Source organism: Streptomyces sp. NPDC041068 (genome assembly GCF_040647455.1).
Lineage (GTDB): Bacteria > Actinomycetota > Actinomycetes > Streptomycetales > Streptomycetaceae > Streptomyces.
Map to the genome: position 1 here is coordinate 171,055 of NZ_JBEZCG010000010.1, position 24,879 is coordinate 195,933.

Genomic DNA, 24,879 nt, shown 5'->3' on the forward strand with positions numbered 1-24,879 from the left:
CCGGGGCGCTCGCCACAGCACAGGGGCGGCCGGGGCGGTTGCAACCCCGGGCAACTCTTGCCCGCTCACCGGGCCCGGGGTGCCATACCCCATGGACGCAACTCCGTACCCGTACAGGCAAAGGAGTTATTCCGTGACCGACACTCTCCGGACATCCGAGGTCCCCCGTGCGCATGGCCTCGACGGTCCCGCGCTGCTGGGCGCCTACCGCACGATGCGTACCATCCGTGGCTTCGAGGAGCGGCTCCACGAGGAGTTCGCGACAGGCGACATCCCCGGTTTCGTCCATCTGTACGCGGGCGAGGAGGCCTCCGCGGCCGGGATCTGCGCGCACCTCGACGACGAGCGCGACGTCATCGCCTCCACCCACCGGGGCCACGGCCACTGCATCGCCAAGCACGTCGACGTGAAGGCGATGATGGCCGAGATCTACGGGCGCACGACGGGCTCGTGCCACGGCAAGGGCGGCTCGATGCACATCGCCGACCTCTCCAAGGGCATGCTCGGCGCCAACGGCATCGTCGGCGGCGGGCCGCCCCTGGTCTGCGGTGCCGCGCTCGCCGCGAAGGTGCGCGGGGACGGCGGCGTCGGCGTGGCCTTCTTCGGCGACGGCGGCAGCAACCAGGGCACCACCCTCGAATCCCTCAACCTCGCCTCGGTCTGGCGGCTGCCCGCGGTCTTCGTCGCCGAGAACAACGGCTACGCGGAGGCCACTTCGGCGAAGTGGTCGGTCGGCGGCGGCTCCATCGCGGCCCGTGCGGCGGCCTTCGGGATGCCCGGCGTGACCGTGGACGGCTTCGACTTCTTCGCGGTGCACGAGGCGGCGGGCGAGGCCGTCGAACGCGCCCGCTCCGGGGGAGGCCCGACCCTGATCGAGGTCCAACTCACCCGCTATTACGGGCACTTCGAGGGTGACCAGCAGACCTACCGGGCCGACGAGGTGCTGCACGCGCGCACCGAACTCGACTGCCTGCTGCGCTTTCGCGCGGCCGTGGTCGGCGCGGGCGAGCTCACGGACCGGCAGCTCGACGAGGTCGACGCCGAGGTCGCCCTGCTGATCGACGAGGCGGTCGCCGAGGCGCGGGCGGCGCCCCTGCCGACCCGTGCGGACCTGGAGACGGACGTCTACATCTCGTACAACTGACGATCATCTGAGGGGAGTCGGGGCCGGATGGCACGCAGCATCAGCTACCGCGAGGCGATCAACGAAGCACTGGCACAGGAGATGGAGCGCGACCCCTCGGTCGTCGTCATGGGGGAGGACAACGCGGGCGGCGCGGGCGCGCCGGGCGCGGACGACGCGTGGGGCGGAGTGCTCGGGGTGACCAAGGGGCTCCAACCCCGTTTTCCCGGGCGGGTGTGGGACACCCCGATCTCGGAGTCGGCGTTCATCGGGGCGGCGATCGGGGCCGCGACACGCGGTCTGCGCCCGGTCGCCGAGCTGATGTTCATCGACTTCATGGGCGTCTGCTTCGACCAGATCTTCAACCAGGCGGCGAAGTTCCGGTACATGTTCGGCGGCAAGGCCGTCACACCCGTCGTGATCCGCGCGATGTACGGGGCGGGACTGCGGGCGGCGGCCCAGCACTCCCAGGCCCTGTACCCCGTCTTCACCTCCGTGCCGGGACTGAAGGTCGTGCTGCCCTCCTCGCCGTACGAGGCCAAGGGCCTGATGATCCAGGCGATCAGGGACGACGACCCGGTGATCTTCTGCGAGCACAAGGCGATGTACGACGTGGTGGGCGAGGTCCCCGCCGAGAGCTACACGATCCCCTTCGGCGAGGCGGACGTCGTGCGGGAGGGCGGGGACGTCACCGTCGTCGCGTTCGGCCGGATGGTCTCCGTCGCCTGCGAGGCCGCGGACGAACTGGCCGGCTCCGGCGTGCGGTGCGAGGTGATCGACCCGCGCACCACCAGCCCGCTGGACGCCGAGACGATCCTGGAGAGCGTCGAGCACACCGGGCGCCTGGTGGTCGTCGACGAGTCGGGGCCGCGCTGCGGCATGGCCGCGGACATCTCCGCGCTCGTCGCCCGCGAGGCGTTCGGCGCGCTGCAGGCACCGATCGGCACGGTCACGGCACCGCACACACCCGTGCCGTTCAGCCCACCCCTGGAGGACCTCTACATGCCGGACGCCGGGCGGGTCGCCGCCGCGGTCAAGACCGCCGTCGAGTGGAAGCCGTGACGGGGGCGGGGCCGGTGCCGGTGCCGGGGCCGGGGCCGGGGACGGGGACGGGGACGGGGACGGGGACGGTGCCGGACCCGCGGATCACCCCTGTGACCCTGCCCAAGTGGGGTCTGTCCATGACGAGCGGGAAGATCACCGAGTGGCTCGCGGCCGAGGGGGACACGGTCGCGGCGGGCGACGACCTCGCCGAGATCGACACCGACAAGATCGCCGGGACCCTGGAGGCCCCGTGCGACGGAGTGCTCCGCAGGATCGTCGCCGAGCCCGGCGGCGCGGCCCCCGTGGGCTGCGCCATCGCCCTCATCGCCCCGGCGGACGTACCGGAGACGGTGATCGAACGGGCGGCGGCGTACGCGCGGGAGTACCTGGCGCGCGGCGTACCGGTCGAGGACGAGGCGGGGCCGGTCACCGGCGTCGCCCACGTCGACGGCACCGCGCTGGCGTACGCGACCTCGGGCGCCGGAGAGGCGGAGGTCGTCCTCGTACACGGCTTCGGCGGCGACAAGAACTCCTGGCTCTTCGTCCAGGAGGCGCTCGCCGCGCGCCACACCGTGTACGCCCTGGACCTCCCGGGTCACGGCGAGTCGGCCAAGGACGTGGGCGACGGCGGCCTGGACACGCTGGCCCGTGTCGTCACGGGTTTCCTCGCCACGCTCGGCATCGAACGCGCGCATCTGGTCGGCCACTCGCTGGGCGGCGCGGTCGCCGTCGCGGCCGCGGCCCGCGCCCCGGACCGCGTCGCGTCCCTGACCCTCCTCGCGCCCGCGGGCCTCGGCCCCGACGTGGACGCCTCCTACCTCCGGGGCTTCGCGGCGGCGCGCACGCGGCGCGAACTGAGACCGCACCTGCTGAAGCTCTTCGCCGACGAGGCCCGTGTGACCCGGCAGTTGGTGGACGACCTGCTCAAGTACAAACGCCTGGACGGCGTGGACGAGGCACTGCGGACGCTGCTCACCACCTTGCTCACGGAGTCCGACGCGCAGGCCCTGGACGTACGGGACCTGCTGACCGGCCCGGCGTCGGCGATCCCGACGGTCGCGCTCTGGGGCTACGAGGACCGCGTCGTCCCCGCATCCAACGCGGCGTCCCTGAAGGGCAGAGCGGAGACGCGCCTGGTGCGGGGCGCGGGACACATGCCGCACATGGAGACACCGGGGGAGGTGGTGTCAGCGGTGGAGGAGGCGCTCGCGAGCGCTAGGCGCTGAGGGACCGTTCCCACCCCGGCACCGTCCCCGTGACCCGGCACAGCGCCAAGTACAAGGGAATCGGAGGGGTATAGGGAACCTCATCCTCCGGCCGGTTGATCAGTACGGGCTGCCGCCATGCGTCCCGCACCACCGCCCCCGCGGAGTAGGCGACCTGCGCGGGCCACTCCATGGCGACGTCGGAGTCCGCGGGGACGATCCACCACCAGCGCGGCCCGTCCTCGTACACACACCCCACGCGGGGCAGTCGGGACATCAGCCGGGGTCCGAACGCCGCCGGCACCGCCACCGCGTCGCAGCCGAGCGGCTCGGTCATCCCTTCGGGCAGATCGAGCCGCAGGGGTGGTGGTGTCGGCGCTCCGGCGCGCTGCCGCTGCCGCTGTCGCGACAGACGGACCAAGCTGTTCAGATCCAACGGCCGCACCGTACCCGCGCTCACATGCCCCCCGCCCGCATTACTGCCACGCTCGACTCACTCAAGAACTGAGAACCAAGAACCAAGAACTGAGAACCAAGAACTGAGAACCAAGAACTGAGAACCAAGAACTACGCACACGCCGGCGAGGTCGTCGCCGTCCGTCGCAACTCCGCCCACACCGTGAGCCCGATCCCGGGCCCCGCGTCGTGGACGCCCCACGCACTGCTCACCGCGTCGACAAGAAGCAGTCCCCTCCCGTGCTCCTCGTCGGCCCCCCTGTGCACCGGGCGCGGCGTTCCTGAACCGCACCCTTCGTCACGTACGGCTATCCGCAGCTTCTCCGGATCCGCGCACAGCTCGCAGATGATCCGCCGGCTCGCGGTGTGCACCACGGCATTGGTGACCAGTTCGGAGAGGACGAGTGCCGCCGCGTCGCGGGCGTCGTCGTCGCACACGGCCCACCCGTCGAGCTGGTCGCGCATCAGGCGTCTGGCCTGCGCGACGGAGCCCGGACGCGGGGCGAGGGCGAAGCTGACGCAGACCTCCGCGGCCTCGGGCCACGCCTCGGCGAGATCGCCAAGACGGCCTCCGGCGGCTTCGGTTCCTAACGGCGCGGGCGGAGTCACGCTCTCCACTATCGCCCCGCCCTGAACACCTTGGCAAGGGCCACTCTGAAAAGTGCACAGTGGCGTGTGCCTCCGAGAGTGCGCATGGCACACTGCTCGCTACAGCTCGCGGTGCGGTGTGAGTTGAGGCAACGCGGAGTCAGGTGGAGGTAGGAGACGTGAGCGAACCGCGGTCCGCGCCGACCGTTGGCCAGGTCGTTCTCGGTCGTCGCCTGCAGGATCTGCGCGAGGGCGCGGGCCTGAAACGCGAGGAGGCCGCGAAGATACTGCGCGTCGCCCCCGCCACCGTCCGTCGCATGGAGACGGCAGAGGTCGCGCTGAAGATCCCGTATCTCCAGCTGCTCCTGAAGTCGTACGGCGTCGCCGACGACGAGGCCGACGCGTTCGTGACCCTCGCCGAGGAGGCCAACAAGCCGGGCTGGTGGCAGCGGTTCCACGACATCCTGCCGGGCTGGTTCAGCATGTACGTCAGCCTGGAGGGGGCGGCCAGCCTCATCAGGTCCTACGAACCCCACTTCGTGCCGGGACTCCTGCAGACCGAGGAGTACGCACGCGGAGTGATGCGCTCCGGGGCCATCGGCCAGACCAGGCCCGAGGACATCGACCGGTACGTCGCGCTGCGCATGGAACGCCAGGCGCTGCTCACCCGTGAGGACGCGCCCCGGCTGTGGGTCGTGATGGACGAGACCGCGCTGCGCAGGCCCGTCGGCAGCGCGGACGTGATGCGCGAGCAGCTCGACCGGATGCTCGAAGCCACCGAGATGCCGCATGTCACGCTGCAGATCGCGCCGTTCTCCGCGGGGCCGCACCCCGGGACGTACGGACCGTTCGTGCTCTTCAGGTTCGCGGTGCCGGAACTGCCCGACATGGTCTACAGCGAGTACCTGACCGGCGCGGTCTACCTGGACGCGCGCAAAGAGGTGGCCACCCACCTGGAGGTCATGGACCGCATGGCGGCGCAGGCCGCCACCGCACAACGCACGAAGGAGATCCTCAGGGATCTCCGCAAGGAGCTGTGACATGGACCGACATCGAGCCGGAACGCGCCCAGCCGGTCCGCGTTCACCCGGAGCCCGCGACGACTCGCGCAGCGAACCCCGCGGCGAGTCCCGGATCTACAACGGCATGCCCGCCCGTGACCTCGGCAACGACGGCTGGCACAAGCCGTGGAGCGGCGGCAACGGCGGCAACTGCCTGGAGGCCATGAAGCTGGCCGACGGGCGCGTCGCGGTGCGTCAGTCCACCGACCCGGACGGCCCCGCGCTCATCTACACGCGTGGCGAGATCACCGCGTTCATCCAGGGCGCGAAGGCGGGCGAGGCGGACTTCCTGCTCTCGTGACGGCCCAGCAGTCCCCGTAGTCCCGACCATGCCGAGCCCCTTGGAGCCGCTGTGACCGACCCGTCGTACATCGACACCAGCAAGCCGCACCCGGCACGGATGTACGACTGGTTCCTGGGCGGCAAGGACAACTACCCGGTGGACGAGGAGATGGGCCGCCAACTCGTCGCCATGGACGGGCGGGTCCTGACCACGGCGCGGGCCAACCGGGCGTTCATGCAGCGCGCCACGCGCTGGCTCACGGGCCAGGGCGTGCGGCAGTTCCTCGACATCGGCAGCGGGATACCCACCGAGCCGAACCTCCACCAGATCGCCCAGGGGATCGCGCCGGACACCCGCGTCGTCTACTGCGACAACGACCCGATCGTCCTCGCCCACGCCGGAGCGCTGCTGCGCTCGACGCCCGAGGGCGTCACCGAGTACATCCAGGCGGACTTCCGCGAGCCCGAGAAGATCCTCGAAGAGGCCGCGCGGGTCCTGGACTTCGACCGGCCCGTCGCCCTCTCGCTCGTGGCGCTGCTGCACTTCATCGCGGACGAGGACGGCGCGTACGAACTGGTGGACCGCCTGATGCGGGCGTTGCCGTCCGGCAGCCATCTGATGCTGTCGCACGGCACGGGCGAGTTCACCCCAGAGACGGCGAAGCAGGCCGCCGAGCTGTACAAGGCGCGCGGCATGACGCTCGCGCTGCGCACACGCGCGGAGGTGGAGCGCTTCTTCGAGGGGTACGAGATGGTGGACCCCGGGGTGGTGGTCGTCGACCGTTGGAAGCCAGAACCGGGCGAGCGGGCGCCGGAGTCGGGGGACGGGCCGACGCCGGGTTATGGAGCGGTGGGGCGGAAGCCGTGAGGTCCGCCTCTGGGAAGCGCTTGACCTGGGCGGGGCTTCGGCGTCTGCCTGTCGCGTAGCCCCGTAGCCCCGTAGCCCCGTAGCCCCGTAGCCCCGTAGCCCCGTCACGTCCTCACGCCGTCATAGGCCGGTCGAACGGCGCGATCGGGGACGGGAGTTCCGTCGCGCCCGTCAGCCAGTGGTCCACGGCCGCGGCGGTCGCTCGGCCCTCTGCGATGGCCCAGACGATCAGGGACTGGCCGCGTGCCGCGTCGCCGGTCGCGAAGACTCCGGGGACGTTCGTCGCGAAGCGTGCGTCGCGGGTGAGCGTGCCCCGGTCGTCGACGTGTACGCCGAGTTGGTCGAGCAGGCCGCCGGGCGTGCGTTCGGGGCCGGAGAACCCGAGGGCCAGCAGGACCAGGTCGGCCGGGAGTTCCCGTTCCGTGCCGGGCAGCGGCTGCCGTGCCGCGTCGACTCCCGTCAGGTGCACCGCCCGCACGTGCCCTGCCCCGTCCCCGCTGAAGCGGAGCGTGGACGCCGCGAACAGGCGCGCGTCGGCGTCCGCCGCGGGCGCGGTGGCCAGCTGCCCCGCCTCCTCGTGCGCCGCGGAGAGCCGATACAGCTTGGGGTACGTCGGCCAGGGGTCCGTCGTCTCGTCGCGCTCCTCGCCGGGGCGTTCGTAGATGTCCAACTGGGTGACCGACGCGGCTCCTTCGCGCACCGCCGTGCCCAGACAGTCCGCCCCCGTGTCGCCACCGCCCACGATCACGACATGCCGGCCCGCGGCGCTCATCGGCGAGACGTCCAGATCCCCCTCGCCCACGCGGTTGGCCAGCGGCAGATACGACATGGCCTGCTCGACCCCGGCCAACTCCCGCCCAGGCACGTCCAGTTCCCGCCGGGCCGTGGCGCCGACCGCCAGGACCACGGCGTCATGGCGGCCCCGCAGCTCCGCCGCGCCCACGTCCCGCCCGATCTCCGTCGACGTACGAAATCGCACGCCCTCGGCCGTCAACTGCCCCAGCCTGCGCTCCAGATGACGCTTCTCCATCTTGAACGCGGGGATCCCGTACCGCAGCAGTCCGCCCACCCGGTCGTCCCGCTCGTACACCACGACGGTGTGCCCGGCCCGCGTCAACTGCTGCGCGGCGGCGAGGCCCGCGGGCCCGGAGCCGACGACGGCGACCGACCTGCCGGAGAGCCGCTCCGGCGGCCGCGGCGGCGCGAGGCCTTCCGCCCAGGCGCGGTCGGCGATGGCGACCTCGACGTTCTTGATCGTCACCGCGGGGGCGTTGATCGCCAGGACACAGCCCGCCTCGCACGGTGCGGGGCACAACCGCCCCGTGAACTCGGGAAAGTTGTTCGTGGCGTGCAGCCGGTCCGCCGCCGCGCGCCAGTCGGCCCGGGACACCAGGTCGTTCCACTCGGGGATCAGATTGCCGAGCGGGCACGCCTCGTGGCAGAACGGAACTCCGCAGTCCATGCAGCGGTCCGCCTGCCGCTCGACGATGGGCAGCAGCGCTCCGGGGACGTACACCTCGTCCCAGTCCCGCACCCGCTCCCCGACGGGGCGGCGCGGCCATTCACGGCGGGGGGTGGTGAGGAAGCCCTTGGGGTCGGCCATGGCCGTCTCCCTCGCACAGGCCTTTTCGCACAGGCCTTCTCGCGCAGGCCTTTTCGTCACCATACGTCGGCACGCGGCCCCCGGCACCCGGGCGACGTGCCGTCCCGGCCCAGGTCAGGGCCGGGCCCCGGTCAGGGCCGGGCCCCGGTCAGGTCAGCGCGAGGACGAAGGCCGCGGTTGCGCCGATCGACGCGACACCGCGGACGTGGTTCCACGCCGTCCACTCCTTGACGTACGTACGCCAGTACGCGGCGCCCTCCTCGCTGTCCGGGTCGACCTTGGCCAGGGCGTCGTTGCGCGGAATGTTCGCCGCGACGGTCACCCCGAACGAGCCGATCAGATACAGCGCGCAGCCGACAAGGAGTTCCACGGTGCCCTCCTCCGGCCAGAGCACGAACGTCACCACGGCGAGCACCGCACACAGCCCCGTGGCTCCCAGGAAGATGGCCATGAAGGGCGGGGTGACCGCGGCGACGTTGATCCGGTTCATCGCGGCGATGCCCTGGGCCGGCGGCAGCGCGGCCAGGCCTTTCATCACCATCGTCGAGAACGCCGCGAAGACCCCGGCGGCGAGTCCGCAGGCAAGCGCCCCGAGCACGGTGAGTGCGAAGTACGGTCCGTCGATCATGGCAACTCCCGTGGGTGCTGGGGTGATTACGTTCGGATGGGCGTCCCGCGGCTGACTGATCCTGCACGGCGCCTGTCATCACCACAAGTCAATTGCCACGAGCCGCGAACGGCCATGCGCGACACCCGCGCCCCCATACGCAGCCGTCTTCCCTGTCGCGGGCAGGCATGCCGTAAGGGCGAGCGGGGGCTCCCCCGGCCGAGCGGAGTCGAGAGCTTGGGGAAGGGTGGCGCACCCCTCGATTCCGGGCACCGGTTCACCGAGGCCTCAGGAGACGCTCCCGACCCCCGGTTCCCGCCACCCCCGCAACACCGCCTCCACCCCAGGCGCAATCCTCCGCCGCGCCTCTCCCCGAGGCACCCCGCTCATCAGCAACCGGTCATAAGGCGTAGCCACATGCCGCACAGCCGCCACGACCGCCGCCCGCACCGCCCCCTCCGAAAGCGCCCGTCCCGCCGCACTCCGCCCCACCCGCCCGCTGCCCCGCACCGAGGCATGCGCCGCGATGGCGTCGGCCCGCTCCTGGGGGCACCCGGGAAAGAGCCGGCGGATCTCCGCGGCGAACGCCCGCGTGAACCGCACGTCCTCCGCCGCCCGCCGCGCCGCGTCCCGCACCCTGCGCCGCGCCCGCGCCTCCGCGTCCGCCAGGCACCGCTCCTCGGCACGGGCGAGCGCCGCCTCCTCGACGAGGACGCCCTGCCGTTCGTAGCGTGCGCGGCGGCGGTGGAAGCGGACGACGACCGCGGAGAGACCGCTGTCCTCGCGGGCCCGCCGCGTGAGTGCCGTGTCGCCGCGCGGCAGGTACACGAGGTGCCCGAGGTCGGCGCAGTCCAGGCAGCGCGGCTCGCCGCCCTCCAGGACGAGCAGCGGCAGCGGCCCGGAGCGGCACTCCGCGCAACGGCGCCGCTTCAACGGCTGGAAGACCACGAGCCCTGCCATGCCCGTTACCTTCCCCGTCACGGGAGCCCACGACCGTCCTCCGCCGTCCTCCGCTGTCCTCCGCCGTCCTTCGCCGCACGCCGCGGCACCCGGCATCATGGGGGCCGTGCGACTCGAACCGATCACCTGGGAACGCCTGGCCGACACCCTCGCCGACCGTCTGCTCGACCTGAAGACGGCCGACGGCGGCGACTGGCCGCGGATCGCCTTCGACGGAGCGCCGGCCGGCGGCACCGGCGACCTCGCGCGCCGGGTGAGCGACGCGCTGCGCCTGCGCGGACGGACCTCGCTCGTGATCGGCACGGAGGACTTCCTGCGGCCAGCGTCGCTGCGGTTCGAGTACGGCCATGAGGACGTGGAGGCGTACTACAGCGGGTGGTTCGACACGGGCGCGTTGTGGCGCGAGGTCCTCGGGCCGCTCGACCCCGGTGGCACGGGCCGGGTCCTGCCCGACCTGTGGGACCCGGCGGCCGACCGTGCCACCCGCAGCTCGTACGTCCGACTTCCGCCCGGCGGCGTGCTGTTGCTGCACGGGCCGCTGCTCCTCGGCCACTGGTTCCCGTTCGACCTCACCGTGCACGTGCGGCTCTCGCCGGGAGCCTTGAGGCGACGTACACCGCAGGCCGAGCAGTGGACGCTGCCTGCCTTCGAGCGGTACGAGACGGAGACGGACCCGGTGGCGGCGGCCGACGTGGTGGTGCGGGCGGACGACCCACGGCACCCGGCGTGGAGCGGCTGACCGGCCCAGGGCGGTGGAGCGGCTGACCGGTCCGCGGTGGTGCGGCTGACCGGCCCGGAGTGGCCGACCGGCTCCGGATGCGTGCCACCCCCGGCGCCGCGAGAATGAAGGGCGCCGGGACCAGCGGTGCCTTCGCGCCGCTCCGGACACTGCCCGGCAACGGGAGGTAGTGATGACCACCGCCGGAGACATCATGCACCGGGGCGCCCAGTGGATCCCCATGCACGAGACCCTGGACCGCGCCGCCCAGCTGATGCGCGAACTCGACGTGGGCGCACTGCCCATCAGCGACGAGAACGAACGGCTCTGCGGCATCCTCACCGACCGTGACATCGTCGTCGGCTGCGTGGCCATGGGCCACGACCCGGCCAAAGTCACCGCGGGCGACATGGCCAAGGGCACGCCGCGCTGGATCGACTCGGGCGCCGACGTCGACGAGGTCCTGCGGGAGATGCAGGGCCATCAGATCCGCCGCCTGCCGGTGATCGAGAACAAGCGGCTCGTCGGCATGATCAGCGAGGCGGACCTGGCCACGCACCTCACCGACGACCAGCTCGCGGGCTGGGTCGAGAGCGTGTACGCCAAGGGCTAGCCGCCGATGGCGAGTTCGGGGCTCACAACCAGCCGTTCCGCCGGAAGCCGCGGTACAGCGTGAAACAGATCGTCGCGATCACGGACATGACCAGCGGATAGCCGAACTGCCAGTGCAGCTCGGGCATGTGGTCGAAGTTCATGCCGTACATGCCGCAGACCATCGTCGGCACCGCGATGACCGCCGCCCAGGCGGTGATCTTCCGCATGTCCTCGTTCTGCGCGACTGTCACCTGGGCGAGGTGCGCCTGGAGGATCGAGTTCAGCAACTCGTCGAAGGCGGCGATCTGTTCGGTGGCCCGCTTCAAGTGGTCGTCGACGTCGCGGAAGTACGCCTGTATCTCCGGGGCGATGACCCGCATCGGCTGGGTGGCGAGCACCTGGAGCGGCCGGCCGAGCGGCACCACCGCCCGCTTCAGTTCGAGCAGTTCGCGCTTGAGCTGGTAGATCCGGCCGGGGTCGGTCCGCTCGCCGTCCCTGGCGAACACGGCGGACTCGACCTGGTCGATGTCCGACTGCACCGCGTCCGTCGCCGCGAGGTAGTCGTCCACGACCTGGTCCGCGATGGCGTGCAGCACCGCGGCCGGGCCCTGGGCGAGCTGCTCGGGCGCCGCCTCAAGCTCCTCGCGCAGCGGGCCGAGCGAGCCGTGCCTGCCGTGCCGGACGGTGATGACGAACTCCCGGCCGACGAAGACCATGATCTCGCCGGTGTCCACCACCTCGCTGGTCGCGGTGAGTTCGGTGTGTTCCACGTAGCAGACGGTCTTGAAGACGGCGAACAGCGTCTGGTCGTACCGCTCGACCTTCGGGCGCTGGTGCGCGTGCACCGCGTCCTCCACGGCGAGGGGGTGCAGGTCGAAGAGATCGGCGATGCCCGCGAACTCGTCCTCCGTCGGCTCGTGCAGCCCGAGCCAGACGAAGCCGTCGCCGTTCTTGCGGACGCGCTCCACCGCCTCGACCAGGTCGTGGGCGGACGGCTGGCGCACCCCCTCCCGGTACGTCACGCAATTCACCACCGACGAGCCCAGCGGGGAGCGCGCGGGGTGACTCAGGTCGACGCGCCCGGCGCGGTGGCGCAGCCGTGCGACCTTCCGCAGGCCGCCGACCGTGCGCAGGCCACCGGCCTTGCCCAGGCTTCCGACCTTCCGCAGATTGCCTGCCATCGACATGTGTGGCTCCTCGCACCGACGACTTGGCGTGCCAGTCTGCCAGTACGTTCCGACACTTCGCCGAGGCCTGTGGGAACGGAGTATTCCGCACCGGAACATCCGGTTCTGCTACCCGGGAGCAAGCAGGACAACTGGGATGATCACGGCATGACGCGAATCGACGGACATCTCCTCGACCCCCGGCAGTACTCCGATCCCGGGCAGCTCTCCGACCACCGCCGACTCCCCGACCACGGGCCGTCCGCGGCACAGTCGCGCCGCGACGCCTTCGCCGCCCTCTTCGACCCGACGACCTTCGGGCACATCGAACGCCTGGGCATCGGTCCCGGCTGGCGCTGCTGGGAGGTCGGGGCCGGCGGCACCTCCGTGATCTCCTGGCTCGCCAAGCGGGTCGGCCCCACCGGCCGGGTCCTCGCGACCGACACCGACACGTCCTGGCAGACGCGGGCCGCACGTTCGCCCCTCGAGGTGCGGACCCACGACGTCGCCGTCGACGCGCCGCCGGTCGAGGGCTTCGACCTGGTGCACGCGCGGCTCGTCCTGGCCGATGTCCCGGACCGGGAGCGGGCCTTGGCGTCGATGCTGAGGGCGCTGCGGCCCGGCGGCAGGCTCCTGATCGAGGAGGCCGACCCCGCGCTGCAGCCGCTGGCCTGCCCCGACGAGCACGGCCCCGCACAGGAGTTGGCGAACCGACTGCGCCACGGGGTGCGCGCGCTGCTCGCGGAGCGCGGAGCCGATCTCACGTACGGGCGACGGCTGCCGCGGCTGCTGCGTGAGGCGGGCCTGCGCCAGGTGGAGTCCGACGTGTACTTCCCGCTCGCCTCGCCCGCCTGCGCCGACCTGGAGACCGCGACGCTCCGCCAGTTCCACCCGGACCTGACCGCCGCGGGCCTGGCCACGGCGGAGGACATCGACGAGCACCTGGCGAACGTCGCGACGCGCACCATGGACCTGGCGACGGCACCGCTGATCGCGGCGTGGGGGAGGAAGCCGTAAGCACCCCCCGGAGGAAGCCGTAAGCACCCTCCGGAGGAAGCCGTAAGCACCCCCGCGCCCCCCGCGCCCCCCCCGCACCGCCACCTCCCGCTACCCCCGTACCGGCGGTGGCCTGCCTCCCACCCGTTCCACGGCCCGCGCCCCCGCCCCGCACCCCTCGCCCGCCGCCTTGAGGAGCCCCGCTCCGTCGAGCCGCGCGGCGAGGAACGCGCCGGTGAACGCGTCGCCCGCGCCCGTCGAGTCCCGTACGCGCGCGGGCGGTGCGGGGGCCCGGCCGAGCACCTCGCCGTTACGCGCCACCCATGCCCCCTCGGCGCCCGACGTGACCACCACGGAAGGAAAGCGGCGGCTCAGCTTCGACGCCGCGTCGGCGGGGTCGGGCAGCCCGGTGAGAAGCTCCGCCTCGTCGCGGCTCGGCAGCAGCGTCTCCACCCCGTCCACCGCCGAGAGGAACCGCTCGGCACCCGACTCCGCGAGGAACCCCGCCGACGCGGGATCCACGCTCACCGGCACTCCACGCGTGCGCGCCGCCGCCAGCGCGGTCCGTGCCGCCGCGCGGCCCGGCTCGGCGAAGAACAGGTAACCGGAGAGGTGCAGCAGGGCCACGCCGTCGAGCAGGTCGGGCGACCAGTCGGCGGGGGAGAGCCGCAGCGAGGCACCGTTGTCCGTGAGGAACGTCCGCTCGGCCGCGGCGGCCCCGTCCACCAGGCAGATCACCGTCCCTGTCGGCGCGGTGGGGTCGACCACGAGCCGGGGCCGCACCCCCGCGCGCGTGAGCGCGTCCTCGTGCCACGCCGCCGCGTCGGCGCCGACCCGCCCCAGCAGAGCCACGTCCGCGCAGCCCCAATACGCCGCCCAGCACGCCACGTTGGCCCCCGCGCCGCCGGGCACGGTACGGATCTCCGCGGCGGTGTCGGTGCCGGTGACAAGGGCCGTACGGTGCCGGGCGACGATGTCGGTGACGACATCCCCGACCACCAACAGCCCACCACTGCCTGCCTCCGCGCCCCCGGCATGCCCCGTGCCCCGCAGATCCACCACCGCGCGAGGCCCCTCGCCCCGCACCGTCACCGCCCCGCCCACGCCACCGCGATGCGCCCCGCCAGGCGGGTGTTGCCGCGGACCGCCGCGAGGTTGGCCTCCAGGGAGGCGCCGTCGGTGCGGCGGACCAACTCATCCAGGAGGAACGGCGTGATCGCCTGCCCCGTGATGCCCCGCTCCTCGCACGCCTCCAGGGCCTCGGCGAGCACGCGCGCGTGGAGGCCGGGATCCAGCTGCTCGTCCAGTGGCACCGGATTCGCCACGATCAGCGCCGAGTCGGGCCCGTCGAGCGCGTCCTGCGCCCGCATCACCTCCGCGACCTCACCGGGGCTCCGCAGCGTCCAGTCCACCGGGTGCCCGGAGTCGGCGAGATAGAAGCCGGGGAAGCGGTCGGTCCCGAACCCCGCCACCGCGACGCCCAGCGTCTCCAGCCGTTCCAGCGTCGCCGCCACGTCCAGGACCGACTTCACGCCCGCGCACACCAGCGTGATCCTCGTGCGGGCGAGCAGCCCCAGATCGGCCGACTCGTCCTGCGTCACCGTCCACTGCCGGTGCACCCCGCCGAGCCCGCCCGTGGCGAACACCCGTACACCCGCGCGCGCGGCGAGCAGCGCCGTCGCCGACACCGTCGTCGCCCCGCTCGCACCCGTCGCGAGGGCGAGCGGCAGATCGCGGTGGCCCAGCTTGCGGATGCCGTCCTCGTTCGCGACCCGCCCCAACTGCTCCTTGTCCAGGCCGACATGGGGTCGTCCGTCCAGGACGGCGATCGTCGCGGGGACGGCACCCTCGTCGCGTACGACCGCTTCGAGCTCCTCGGCCGCCTGGAGACTCCGCGCGCGCGGCAGCCCGTGCGCGATGATCGTGGACTCCAGGGCCACCACGGGCCGCCGCTCCGTGACAGCTGTCTGTACCTCGTCGGACACCACCAGCACGGGCCTGCCTCCTGCCTGTCGGGTCTCCCCTCATCCCTGGCGGGCCGAGCCCTCCGCCAAACCCGACCCCGGCCGAGGCGGACCGCGCCCCCCGGCTAGGGTGACCGGCCATGACCACGAATGATCAGGCTGTTGCGTCTTTTGCCGTGCACATCCCCGACGTCGAGCTGGAGGTCGAGCCGCTCGACCCGGAGCAGATCGTCTCCGGCGACCCGGTGGTGACCGGCAAGGTGCTGTGGGAGTCCGCCGACGGCAAGCAGCTGCGCGGCATCTGGCAGATCACGCCGGGCGTGGTCACCGACACCGAGGCCAACGAGCTCTTCGTGGTCGTCAGCGGCCGGGCCACCGTCGAGGTCGAGGGCGGCGACACCCTGGAGATCGGCCCCGGCGACGCGGCCGTGCTGCGCGAGGGCGACCGCACCACGTGGACCGTGCACGAGACGCTGCGCAAGGCGTACCACATCACGCTTCCCTGACCACGGGGCCCACGGGGCCCACGGGGCCCACGGGGCCCACGGGGCCCACGGGGCCCACGGGGCCGACTCGGCCAACTCCCGGCGGCCGCGCGGGAGTCACGTCTTCCTGACCGCCCTGCGGACGGCGAGCGCGGCCATCGGCAGCAGCACACAGGCGCCGATGAGGTTGAGCCAGCCGTAGCTAGCCTTGGCGACGATCAGCCCCGCGGCCGCGCCGCCGATGCCCGCGGCCGCGTTCATCGTCAGGTCGGAGAGGCCCTGCACGGCGGCCCGTGCCGACTGCGGCACCGAGTCGGTGAGCAGCGCGGACCCGGAGACGAGCCCCGCGGACCAGCCGAGCCCGAGCAGGAAGAGACCGGCCGCGGTCCGGGCGTGGCTCGGCCCCGCCGTGCCGGCGAGCAGCGCCGCACAGCTCAGCAGACCGACCGCGAGGCCGATCACGGAGAGCCTGCCGAACCGGTCGGCGAGCCAGCCCATCACCGGCGAGAACGCGTACATGCCCGCGATGTGACCGCTGATGACAAGACCGACCAGCTCCAGGCTCGCGCCGTGGTGCCCCAGGTCGACCGGCGTCATCACCATGATCGAGACCATCACTGTGTGCGAGGCGGCCACCGTCACCAGCGCGAGCCGGGCCATGGGAGACGCGGCCACCGCGGCGATCCCCGCCTTCAGGGAACTGCCCCGCGGCGCCTCGTGCTGCTCCGGGTCCAGGGCGCGGGCGGTGAGCAGCGGATCGGGCCGCAGCAGCACCGCCACGACCAGCGCAGCCACCGCGAAGATCCCGCCGGCGAAGAGGAAGGGCCCCGCCTCCTTCGAGATCGCGCTGTCGGCGAAGACGCGGCTCGTGGGCGCGGCGATGTTCGGCCCGAGGACCGAGCCGATCGTGGTGGCCCAGATGATGAGCGAGATGGAACGGCCGCGCCGGTCGGGCTCGGCGAGGTCGGCCGCGGCGAACCGCGCCTGCAGCGTGGCCAGCGAGCCCGCCCCGAACGCCGCCATGCCGAGCAGCAGCAGCGCGAAGCTTCCGACCACCGAGGCGAGCACCACGATCCCCGCGCCCAGCGCGCCGATGACATAGGCGAGGACGAGCCCGGCACGCCGCCCGCGCGCGTTCATCAGCGCGGCGAGCGGCAGCGAGAGCAGGGCCGTGCCGGCCGCGGAAGCCGTCGGCGCGAGGCCGGACACCGCCTCCGTGCCGCTCACGTCGGTCGCGAGGACCGGGGCCAGGGTGATGCCGACCGGCACCCCGAGCCCGCCCAATATCTGACCGGCGATCAATACGGCGTTCGTACGACGGCGCAGTGCGGGCAGCGCCTCCGGCGCGGGTATGTCAGGAGCGTCGAGGGTCGAAGTCACTGACGCAGTGTGCCAGGGCGCCCGTGCGCACGTAACCACGCGGAGCCGGGGCCTGGCCACGTCCGAAGGCGTCAGAACAGCGGCTGCGGAAGCACTCCCTCCAGCGCGAGCAGCTGCCGCTTGGTCTCCAGGCCGCCCCCGAAGCCGCCGATGCCCCCGTCGCTCTCCACCACGCGGTGGCACGGCACCACGACCGGCAGGGGATTGGCGCCCATGGCGATGCCCACGGCCTGGGCCGCGCGCGGCTGGCCGACGCGTCCTGCCAGGTCGCCGTACCCCACGACGGCGCCGTACGGCACGCCGGAGGCGAGCTCGCGCAGCACCTGGCGGTTGAAGCCGGAGATCAGCGACCAGTCGAGCGGCAGCTCGAAGTCGTGGCGCTCACCCGCGAAGTACTCCGCGAGCTGCCGTATCGCCTCGGCGAGAAGGGGCGAATCCGGTGCGTGGAGCGGCTCGGCGCCCAGGCGGGAGCCGAGCTTCTCCAGGGTCTTGTCGCGCACCGCGTCCGTGGCGTGGAAGGCCACGGTGACCAGTCCCTCGTCGGTCGCGGCGAGCAGCAGCGGACCGATGTCGCTGCCGACGACGGCCCACACGACCTGACGCTGCTCCCGCTCCTGCGCATTCGCGTTCATGCCGACCACCGTACGACCGCCCACTGACAACGCGACGGCGCGGCCGGTCCTCGCGCAGCGCCTCAGTCCTCGCGCAGCGCCTCGCGGACGACGTCAGGGGTGTTGGTGATGATCCCGTCCACGCCGAAGCCCGCGGCGCGCACCGCGTTCGGGGCGTCGTTGACGGTCCATGTGAAGATCTCCAGAGGCTTGCCGTGCGGGCCCTTGAGCGCGTGGATCGCGGAGACGTAGTCGGCCGAGATGGACGTGTGCGTGGAGTTGATCTGGTCGGCGAACTTCGCGTACGCGGGCAGGTCGGCCACCGCGGGCGTGCCGAGGAAGCCCGTCTTCACGTCGGGCCGCAGCTTGTGCACCGTCTTCACGCTGTCCGCGCTGAAGCTCTGGATGACGAGCTTGCTCTTGACGTGGTGCTTGTCGAGCCAGCCCGTGTCGCGGAGCACCCGCAGGCCCTCCTTCTCGATGCCCGGGTACAGCTCGGGCTTCTTGAACTCGAAGACCAGCTTCTGGTGGTTGTGCGACACCCGGCGCATGTACTGCTCGAGCGTGGGCACGCGCTCGCCCGCGTACTTCGGGCTGAACCAGCTGCCCGCGTCGAGCTTCGCGATCTCCGCCGCAGTGAAGTCCGCGACCTTCCACGGGGCGCGGTCGGGGAAGAGCTCCTCGACGTTCGTCGTCCGCTTCAGGGTGTCGTCGTGCATGATCACGAGCTCGCCGTCCCTGGTCCGCTGGACGTCGTTCTCGACCCAGCGGAAGCCCATGTCACGGGCCTTGTCGATGGCCGCGAGGGTGTTCTCCGGAGCGTAGGCCGAGGCGCCGCGGTGGGCGACGACCAGTGGTCTGTCGTGCCGGACCGCGCTCTGTGCCGCGGGCGTCCGCGTCGAGGACGTCTGCGCGGTGGCGGTGGCGGTGGGGAGGACGAGTGCGCCGGCTCCGAGAAGGGCGGCAGTGGTGACGGCAGCGCGTGCGTACACGTGTACTCCTCGCGTCGAGAGGTCGCGGACCGGTCGAGAGTGACAGTCCACGGCCAACGGGAGACAGGTGCAGGATGGCCACAGGTTGAACGGAGTCGACAAACTCTGGGACCCCGCGCGTGGGTAACGCGATTCTTTGCCGGAAAATCGTTCGTACGTTCCGGCGCGAGCTTTACTCTCTGCCTCAGCCGACGGTCTTTCAGATGGCCGCCGACAGGGGGTGCATCGGGCGTTATCAGGGCATTCGGGCACAACAGGCGGAAGGGCTACCGCGCATGCAGGGCACGGTCGACGGGTTCAGCTACGGAGTCGTCACACCGGTGGTGGCCTATCTCATGGCCTGTCTGGGAGGAGCGCTCGGTCTGCGCTGCACGACCAGATCGCTGCTCGTGGCGCACTCCTGGCGGCCCGGCTGGCTGGCGCTCGGCTCGGCCGCGATCGGGTCCGGAATCTGGACCATGCACTTCGTGGCGATGATGGGCTTCACCGTCGAGGAAGCCCCGATCCACTACGACAAGGCGCTGACCTTCGCGAGCCTGGCCGTCGCCATCGTCATGGTCGGCATCGGCATCTTCATCGTCGGCTACCGCGGCGCGACGGGCACCGCGCTCTTCACCGGAGGGACCATCACGGGCCTCGGCGTGGCCACGATGCACTACCTGGGAATGGCCGGTATGCGTCTTCGCGGGACGCTGGAGTACAACACCCTCACCGTCGCCGCGTCCGTGGTGATCGCCATGTGCGCCGCGACCGCCGCGCTCTGGGCGGCGGGCCAGGTCAAGGGTCCCCTCTGGAGTCTGGGCGCGAGCCTCGTGATGGGTCTGGCCGTGAGCGGCATGCACTACATGGGCATGGCGGGGCTCAGCGTCCATCTGCACGGCTCGGGCGTCGCGCCGCCCGGCGACTCGCCCGCCGAGATCCTCGCGCCCATGATGATCGGGCCGCTCGCCTTCCTGCTCCTGGCGGGCGTGATCGTGATGTTCGACCCGCTGATGGTGATGGGCGGCCAGGCCGACACCAGAAGCCCGGCGAACGGCGGCCGCCCCCGGCAGCCCTACCCCGTCCCGCGCTCCGGCGACCGCCACGTGCCGGGGCCGCGCCGCCGGACCCGCAGCCGCACCCGCCCCGGCTCCCGCACCCCGCAGAACTGGTGACGGGACGCCGCTGAGCGGGCGATCGGGCCCGGTTGTCAGTGCGGGGTCGTACGGTGGATTCCATGCGGCCCGTATCCAAGATCGAACGCACGGTGGCGCCCTTCGAGGTCGTCAGCCCGTACCAGCCCAGCGGCGACCAGCCGGCGGCCATCGCCGAGCTGGAGCGGCGCATTCGCGCAGGTGAGAAGGATGTCGTCCTCCTCGGCGCGACCGGCACCGGCAAGTCGGCCACCACCGCGTGGATGATCGAGAAGCTCCAGCGCCCCACTTTGGTGATGGCGCCGAACAAAACACTGGCCGCCCAGCTGGCGAACGAATTCCGCGAGCTCCTGCCCAACAACGCCGTCGAGTACTTCGTCTCGTACTACGACTACTACCAACCCGAGGCGTACGTCCCTCAGTCGGACACCTACATCGAAAAGGACTCCTCGATCAACGAGGAGGTCGAGCGCCTGCGCCACTCCGCCACGAACTCGCTGCTCACCCGCCGCGACGTGGTCGTGGTCGCCTCCGTCTCCTGCATCTACGGCCTCGGCACCCCCCAGGAGTACGTGGACCGGATGGTCCCCCTCAAGGTCGGCGACGAGATCGACCGCGACCAGCTCCTGCGCCGCTTCGTCGACATCCAGTACACGCGCAACGACCTCGCGTTCACCCGCGGCACCTTCCGGGTGCGCGGCGACACCATCGAGATCTTCCCGGTCTACGAGGAACTGGCCGTCCGCATCGAGATGTTCGGCGACGAGATCGAGGCGCTCTCCACCCTCCACCCGCTCACCGGCGAGGTCATCAGCGACGACGACCATCTGTACGTCTTCCCCGCCTCGCACTACGTAGCGGGCCCGGAGCGCATGGAGAAGGCGGTCAACGGCATCGAGAAGGAGCTCGCCGAGCGCCTCGCCGAGCTGGAGAAGCAGGGCAAGATGCTGGAGGCCCAGCGCCTGCGCATGCGCACCACGTATGACCTGGAGATGCTCCGCCAGATCGGCTCCTGCTCCGGCGTCGAGAACTACTCGATGCACTTCGACGGCCGCGAGCCCGGCTCCGCCCCGAACACCCTCATCGACTACTTCCCCGACGACTTCCTCCTGGTCCTCGACGAGTCGCACGTCACGGTCCCCCAGATCGGCGCGATGTACGAGGGCGACGCCTCCCGCAAGCGCACCCTCGTCGACCACGGCTTCCGCCTGCCCTCCGCCTTGGACAACCGCCCCCTGAAGTGGGAGGAGTTCCTCGGCCGCATCGGGCAGACGGTCTACCTCTCGGCAACCCCGGGGAAGTACGAACTCTCGCGCGGCGACGGCTTCGTCGAGCAGATCATCCGCCCCACCGGCCTCGTCGACCCCGAGGTCGTCGTCAAGCCCACCGAGGGCCAGATCGACGACCTGGTGCACGAGATCCGCACGCGCACCGAGAAGGACGAGCGCGTCCTGGTCACCACGCTCACCAAGAAGATGGCCGAGGACCTCACCGACTACTTCCTCGAACTGGGCATCCAGGTCCGCTATCTGCACAGCGACGTCGACACGCTGCGCCGTGTCGAGCTCCTGCGCGAGCTGCGGGCCGGTGAGTTCGACGTCCTGGTCGGCATCAACCTCCTTCGTGAAGGCCTCGACCTGCCCGAGGTCTCCCTGGTGGCGATCCTCGACGCCGACAAGGAGGGCTTCCTACGCTCGGGGACCTCCCTGATCCAGACCATCGGCCGCGCCGCGCGCAACGTCTCCGGCCAGGTCCACATGTACGCCGACAAGATCACCCCGGCGATGGAGAAGGCCATCGAGGAGACCAACCGCCGCCGGGAGAAGCAGATCGCGTACAACAAGGAGAAGGGCATCGACCCGCAGCCTCTCCGCAAGAAGATCAACGACATCGTGTCGCAGATCGCGCGCGAGGAGGTCGACACCGAGCAGCTCCTCGGCTCCGACTACCGCAAGCCGAAGGCGGGCAAGGGCGCCAAGGCCCCGGTGCCCTCCCTCGGCAACGAAGCGGCCAAGACCGGCAAGACGGCCGCCTCTTCGAAGACCAAGGCCAAGGGCAAGAAGGGCGCGGAGACCGTCCCGACCGACCGCCCCGCGGCCGAACTGGCCGAGCAGATCGAGGAGATGACCGAGCGCATGCGCGCGGCCGCCGCCGACCTGCAGTTCGAGATCGCCGCACGGCTCCGTGACGAGGTGTCGGAGATGAAGAAGGAACTGCGGCAGATGAGGGAGGCGGGCCAGGCCTAGGAGCACGCCCGGGGCAGGGGAAACGGCGTACTGGACGGTCTGTTGCAAGACCGCCACAAAGTGCGGCCCGGAGTGCGACCGCCCAGGTCGCACTGCATAGGGTGCTGGGCAACCGCAAGAGGCGGTTGCCCAGGCAGTTCGAGAGGGGACAGCGCGTGACGGTCAACATGACCAAGGGTCAGGCCATCAGCCTGCAGAAGAACGACGGGGGCGCCCTGTCCGCGGTGCGCATGGGACTCGGATGGCAGGCGGCCCCGCGCCGCGGCCTGTTCGGCTCGCGCACCCGTGAGGTCGACCTGGACGCGTCGGCGGTCCTGTTCGCCGACAAGCAGCCGGTGGACGTCGTGTTCTTCCGTCACCTGGTCAGCGACGACGGCTCGGTGCGGCACACCGGCGACAACCTCGTCGGCGGTGTCGGCCAGGGCGGGGACGACGAGGCGATCCTCGTCGATCTGCAGCGGGTCCCCGTCCACATCGACCAGATCGTCTTCACGGTGAACTCCTTCACCGGCCAGACCTTCCAGGAGGTGCAGAACGCCTTCTGCCGCCTGGTCGACGAGACCAACGGCCAGGAGCTCGCCCGCTACACCCTGGACGGCGGCGGTCAGTACACCGCGCAGATCATGGCGAAGGTCCACCGCGCGGGCGCGGGCTGGCAGATGACGGCCATCGGCAACCCCGCCAACGGCCGTACCTTCCAGGACCTGATGCCGTCGATCCTGCCGCACCTGTAGGCACGTCCGGGCACGTCGAGGCGGCCAGGCACATCCGTACGTCCGCACGTATCAGTACGAGGGCTCGACGGGGGCCCTTCGAGGGGGAACGAAGGCAATGACGGCCGAGCTGGTGCGGGGGCAGAACCACCCGCTTTCCGGAACCCGCCTGGAGATCCGTGTCTCGGCCGGCAAGCCGGTCGTGGCGGGCGCCACGCTCGGCGACGACCAGGGCAGGGTCCGCGGCGTGGAGTGGGTGGCCCACCCCGGTTCGCCCACCCTGCCGGGCCTTGAGGTCTCCAAGCAGGCGGCCGCCGACCACCGGCTCGCCGTGGACCTCGATGCCGTGCCGGACACCGTCCACCGGGTCAACGTCCTGCTGGCGCTGCCCGTCGGCGTCGGGGGCCCGGTCAGCTTCAGCGCCCTCGCCGCCCCGTTCGTCGCGGTCACCGGGCTCGACGGCGCCGAGGTCGCCAGCTACACCATCACCGACCTGGACGCCGAGTCCGCCGTCGTCGCCCTGGAGCTCTACCGCCGCCAGGGCGCCTGGAAGGTCCGCGCCGTCGGCCAGGGGTACGCGGGCGGCCTCGCCGAGATGCTCACCGACCAGGGCCTGCCCCAGGCCCGCGAGCTGGCGGGCGCGATCGACGACGCGGTGGCGCGGGGCCTGGCCCGCTCCGTGGCCGCGCCCCCGCCCCGCCCGTCGGACGACGCCCGCGTGCGCACCGCGGCCCAGGGAGAGCCCGCCCCGCCGCAGGGCCGGCCCGCCCCGGGACAGGGCCAACCCGCCGCGCCCCCGCAGCAGCCCGGCGGCGACGCGGCCGATGCCCCCGCTCCGGGCGGCCCCATCAACTACACCCACCCCGCCCGCCAGACCACCGCGCCCCCGCCGCCTCCGCCGACCGCGCCCCCGGTCCGCCCGGGGGAGCCCGCCCAGCCCGTCGCGGGCGACGCCACCGGCTGGTCCATGGAGGAGCGGCTCTACAACCAGGTGTGGGGCATGTTCGAGGACCTGGCCCGCACCACGGCCGCGTACCGAAGCGCCGTCGACTTCGCCGACTCCCGCATGGAGCAGGAGCTCGACAAGGTCCTTTCCGACCCGCGCAGCCGCATCGGCGGCGCGGGCGACCCCGCGCGCGAGAGCGCCCGCGCCAAGCACGCCGACCTCGTCGGCCAGGCCAGGGCCGCCCTCGACCGCGACCTCGCCCAGCTCGCCGCCGAGGCCGACGTCGTCGAGCCCGCCCTCCCCCCGGCGTACGCCGCGTGGAGCAGCCCCGTCTGGCACGCCTACCGCGCGCCCATGGAGATCCCGATGGCGCTCCGCCTCGGCGACCTCCACCTCCCCGAGCGCACCGACCTGCGGATCCCGATGCTCGTCCGGCTGCCCCTGGAGCGCGGCCTGTGGATCGACAGCGGCAAGGCCCTCACCAACTCCTTCACCGACTCCGCAGAGCTGCGCAGGATCGCCGTGGACACCGCGGTCGCGCACGCGGCCCGGCTCCTCGCGGTCTACCCCGCAGGTGAGTTCCAGGTCCACGTCATCGACGCGGCGGGCTCCGCCGCGCCCTCCCTCGCGCCGCTCGTGACGGCCGGCGTGCTCGCCGAGCCCCCCGCCACCGGCGCGGCCGGTGTCTCCGCGGTCCTCGCCAAGCTCACCCAGCGCGTGGACCTGGTCCAGATGGCGGTCCGCGGCGGCGCCGCCGACGCGCTGCCCGCGGACCTGGACACCGCCGAGCAGCTCCTGATCGTCAACGACTTCCCGCACGGCTTCGACGACCGCGCCGTGACCCAGCTGCGCTACCTCGCGGACGAGGGCCCGGCCGTCGGCGTCCACCTCATGATGGTCGCCGACCGCGAGGACGCCGCGGAGTACGGCCCGCTGCTCGACCCCCTGTGGCGCGCGCTCCTGCGGCTTACGCCGGTGCCCGACGACCACCTCGCCGACCCCTGGGTCGGCCACGCGTGGACGTACGACCCGCCGGCCTTCCCCTTGGGCAGCCAGATCCTGGGGCAGGTCCTCGACCAGGTCGCCACGGCCAGGCGCAACGGCGGGCGTTGACGGCAAAGCGACTTTCGTACGCCTC

25 protein-coding genes are annotated in these 24,879 nt (G+C 72.0%); 14 read left to right on the plus strand and 11 right to left on the minus strand.

Features of this window, described 5'->3' with window-relative positions; all coding sequences use genetic code 11:
• Nucleotides 1-133 precede the first annotated feature (133 nt).
• From AB0B50_RS23730 to AB0B50_RS23740, 3 genes are all read left to right on the plus strand, one after another.
• A complete protein-coding gene (locus tag AB0B50_RS23730) occupies nt 134-1,144 on the plus strand; it encodes a thiamine pyrophosphate-dependent dehydrogenase E1 component subunit alpha (RefSeq protein ID WP_362335252.1) in 1,011 nt (336 codons plus the stop codon).
• A gap of 27 nt (nt 1,145-1,171) precedes the next feature.
• A complete protein-coding gene (locus AB0B50_RS23735; RefSeq protein WP_362335255.1) occupies nt 1,172-2,185 on the plus strand; it encodes an alpha-ketoacid dehydrogenase subunit beta in 1,014 nt (337 codons plus the stop codon).
• 92 nt (nt 2,186-2,277) lie between these two features.
• The gene (locus AB0B50_RS23740; RefSeq protein ID WP_362335258.1) at nt 2,278-3,393 is read left to right on the plus strand and encodes an acetoin dehydrogenase dihydrolipoyllysine-residue acetyltransferase subunit; all 1,116 of its coding nucleotides are present in this window, start codon (nt 2,278-2,280) and stop codon (nt 3,391-3,393) included.
• On the opposite strand, the gene AB0B50_RS23745 is transcribed toward AB0B50_RS23740, so the two are convergent.
• Together AB0B50_RS23745 and AB0B50_RS23750 are read right to left on the minus strand one after the other, a co-directional pair.
• Complete coding sequence (locus tag AB0B50_RS23745; RefSeq protein ID WP_362335871.1) at nt 3,383-3,802, minus strand: hypothetical protein; 420 nt, start codon at nt 3,800-3,802, stop codon at nt 3,383-3,385. The two genes, AB0B50_RS23740 and AB0B50_RS23745, sit on opposite strands and share 11 nt — an antisense overlap.
• 137 nt (nt 3,803-3,939) lie before the next feature.
• Nucleotides 3,940-4,437, minus strand: coding sequence for an ATP-binding protein (locus AB0B50_RS23750; RefSeq protein ID WP_362335261.1), 498 nt, complete (start codon nt 4,435-4,437; stop codon nt 3,940-3,942).
• A gap of 158 nt (nt 4,438-4,595) precedes the next feature.
• Here AB0B50_RS23750 and AB0B50_RS23755 point away from each other — a divergent pair, with 158 nt between their 5' ends.
• From AB0B50_RS23755 to AB0B50_RS23765, 3 genes are read left to right on the plus strand one after another with little or no spacing between them, the layout of a single operon-like run.
• A complete protein-coding gene (locus AB0B50_RS23755) occupies nt 4,596-5,456 on the plus strand; it encodes a helix-turn-helix transcriptional regulator (RefSeq protein WP_362335264.1) in 861 nt (286 codons plus the stop codon).
• Nucleotide 5,457: 1 nt separating this feature from the next.
• Nucleotides 5,458-5,778 (plus strand): DUF397 domain-containing protein, encoded by a 321-nt coding sequence (locus AB0B50_RS23760; RefSeq protein WP_362335267.1) that lies wholly within the window; start codon nt 5,458-5,460, stop codon nt 5,776-5,778.
• Between the two features lie 51 nt (nt 5,779-5,829).
• The gene (locus AB0B50_RS23765) at nt 5,830-6,627 is read left to right on the plus strand and encodes an SAM-dependent methyltransferase (RefSeq protein ID WP_362335270.1); all 798 of its coding nucleotides are present in this window, start codon (nt 5,830-5,832) and stop codon (nt 6,625-6,627) included.
• 112 nt (nt 6,628-6,739) lie between these two features.
• Here AB0B50_RS23765 and AB0B50_RS23770 read toward each other — a convergent pair whose 3' ends face one another.
• From AB0B50_RS23770 to AB0B50_RS23780, 3 genes are all read right to left on the minus strand, one after another.
• Entirely contained in the window at nt 6,740-8,230 is a 1,491-nt protein-coding gene (locus AB0B50_RS23770; protein WP_362335273.1) for a glutamate synthase subunit beta, read from the minus strand.
• 148 nt (nt 8,231-8,378) lie between these two features.
• Nucleotides 8,379-8,858: an anthrone oxygenase family protein gene (locus tag AB0B50_RS23775; RefSeq protein ID WP_362335276.1), complete on the minus strand. Its 480-nt coding sequence runs from the start codon at nt 8,856-8,858 to the stop codon at nt 8,379-8,381.
• 267 nt (nt 8,859-9,125) lie between these two features.
• Nucleotides 9,126-9,797 (minus strand): DUF2293 domain-containing protein, encoded by a 672-nt coding sequence (locus AB0B50_RS23780; RefSeq protein ID WP_362335279.1) that lies wholly within the window; start codon nt 9,795-9,797, stop codon nt 9,126-9,128.
• Nucleotides 9,798-9,894: 97 nt separating this feature from the next.
• Between AB0B50_RS23780 and AB0B50_RS23785 the strand changes: the two genes are divergently transcribed.
• A complete protein-coding gene (locus AB0B50_RS23785; protein WP_362335281.1) occupies nt 9,895-10,536 on the plus strand; it encodes a uridine kinase in 642 nt (213 codons plus the stop codon).
• 172 nt (nt 10,537-10,708) lie between these two features.
• Nucleotides 10,709-11,128, plus strand: coding sequence for a CBS domain-containing protein (locus tag AB0B50_RS23790; protein WP_362335284.1), 420 nt, complete (start codon nt 10,709-10,711; stop codon nt 11,126-11,128).
• A 22-nt stretch (nt 11,129-11,150) separates the two neighbouring features.
• On the opposite strand, the gene corA is transcribed toward AB0B50_RS23790, so the two are convergent.
• Entirely contained in the window at nt 11,151-12,296 is a 1,146-nt protein-coding gene (gene corA, locus AB0B50_RS23795; protein ID WP_362335287.1) for a magnesium/cobalt transporter CorA, read from the minus strand.
• A 147-nt stretch (nt 12,297-12,443) separates the two neighbouring features.
• On the opposite strand from corA, the gene AB0B50_RS23800 reads away from it, so the two are divergent.
• Nucleotides 12,444-13,292 carry a methyltransferase domain-containing protein gene (locus tag AB0B50_RS23800; RefSeq protein ID WP_362335289.1) on the plus strand — a complete coding sequence of 283 codons (849 nt, stop codon included), beginning with the start codon at nt 12,444-12,446 and terminating at the stop codon, nt 13,290-13,292.
• A gap of 90 nt (nt 13,293-13,382) precedes the next feature.
• Here the strand turns inward: AB0B50_RS23800 and AB0B50_RS23805 are convergent, their stop codons facing one another.
• Together AB0B50_RS23805 and AB0B50_RS23810 are read right to left on the minus strand one after the other, a co-directional pair.
• A complete protein-coding gene (locus AB0B50_RS23805) occupies nt 13,383-14,324 on the minus strand; it encodes a PfkB family carbohydrate kinase (protein WP_362335874.1) in 942 nt (313 codons plus the stop codon).
• Nucleotides 14,325-14,359: 35 nt separating this feature from the next.
• Nucleotides 14,360-15,265, minus strand: coding sequence for a pseudouridine-5'-phosphate glycosidase (locus AB0B50_RS23810; RefSeq protein WP_362335291.1), 906 nt, complete (start codon nt 15,263-15,265; stop codon nt 14,360-14,362).
• Between the two features lie 110 nt (nt 15,266-15,375).
• Here AB0B50_RS23810 and AB0B50_RS23815 point away from each other — a divergent pair, with 110 nt between their 5' ends.
• Entirely contained in the window at nt 15,376-15,741 is a 366-nt protein-coding gene (locus AB0B50_RS23815) for a cupin domain-containing protein (RefSeq protein ID WP_362335293.1), read from the plus strand.
• A 96-nt stretch (nt 15,742-15,837) separates the two neighbouring features.
• Here AB0B50_RS23815 and AB0B50_RS23820 read toward each other — a convergent pair whose 3' ends face one another.
• The 3 genes from AB0B50_RS23820 to AB0B50_RS23830 form a co-directional block, all read right to left on the minus strand.
• Nucleotides 15,838-17,100, minus strand: a complete 1,263-nt coding sequence (locus AB0B50_RS23820; RefSeq protein WP_362335296.1) for an MFS transporter — start codon at nt 17,098-17,100, stop codon at nt 15,838-15,840.
• 71 nt (nt 17,101-17,171) lie between these two features.
• Nucleotides 17,172-17,732: a methylated-DNA--[protein]-cysteine S-methyltransferase gene (locus tag AB0B50_RS23825; RefSeq protein ID WP_362335299.1), complete on the minus strand. Its 561-nt coding sequence runs from the start codon at nt 17,730-17,732 to the stop codon at nt 17,172-17,174.
• A 62-nt stretch (nt 17,733-17,794) separates the two neighbouring features.
• Nucleotides 17,795-18,703, minus strand: coding sequence for a glycerophosphodiester phosphodiesterase family protein (locus AB0B50_RS23830; protein WP_362335302.1), 909 nt, complete (start codon nt 18,701-18,703; stop codon nt 17,795-17,797).
• A 275-nt stretch (nt 18,704-18,978) separates the two neighbouring features.
• Between AB0B50_RS23830 and AB0B50_RS23835 the strand changes: the two genes are divergently transcribed.
• The 4 genes from AB0B50_RS23835 (at nt 18,979) to AB0B50_RS23850 (ending at nt 24,854) form a co-directional block, all read left to right on the plus strand.
• Entirely contained in the window at nt 18,979-19,857 is an 879-nt protein-coding gene (locus AB0B50_RS23835) for an MHYT domain-containing protein (RefSeq protein ID WP_362335305.1), read from the plus strand.
• Between the two features lie 62 nt (nt 19,858-19,919).
• Nucleotides 19,920-22,082: an excinuclease ABC subunit UvrB gene (gene uvrB / locus AB0B50_RS23840; protein WP_362335308.1), complete on the plus strand. Its 2,163-nt coding sequence runs from the start codon at nt 19,920-19,922 to the stop codon at nt 22,080-22,082.
• A gap of 155 nt (nt 22,083-22,237) precedes the next feature.
• Nucleotides 22,238-22,816 carry a TerD family protein gene (locus AB0B50_RS23845; RefSeq protein WP_362335311.1) on the plus strand — a complete coding sequence of 193 codons (579 nt, stop codon included), beginning with the start codon at nt 22,238-22,240 and terminating at the stop codon, nt 22,814-22,816.
• A 97-nt stretch (nt 22,817-22,913) separates the two neighbouring features.
• Nucleotides 22,914-24,854, plus strand: a complete 1,941-nt coding sequence (locus AB0B50_RS23850) for a TerD family protein (RefSeq protein ID WP_362335313.1) — start codon at nt 22,914-22,916, stop codon at nt 24,852-24,854.
• The last annotated feature ends 25 nt before the right edge of the window (nt 24,855-24,879 follow it).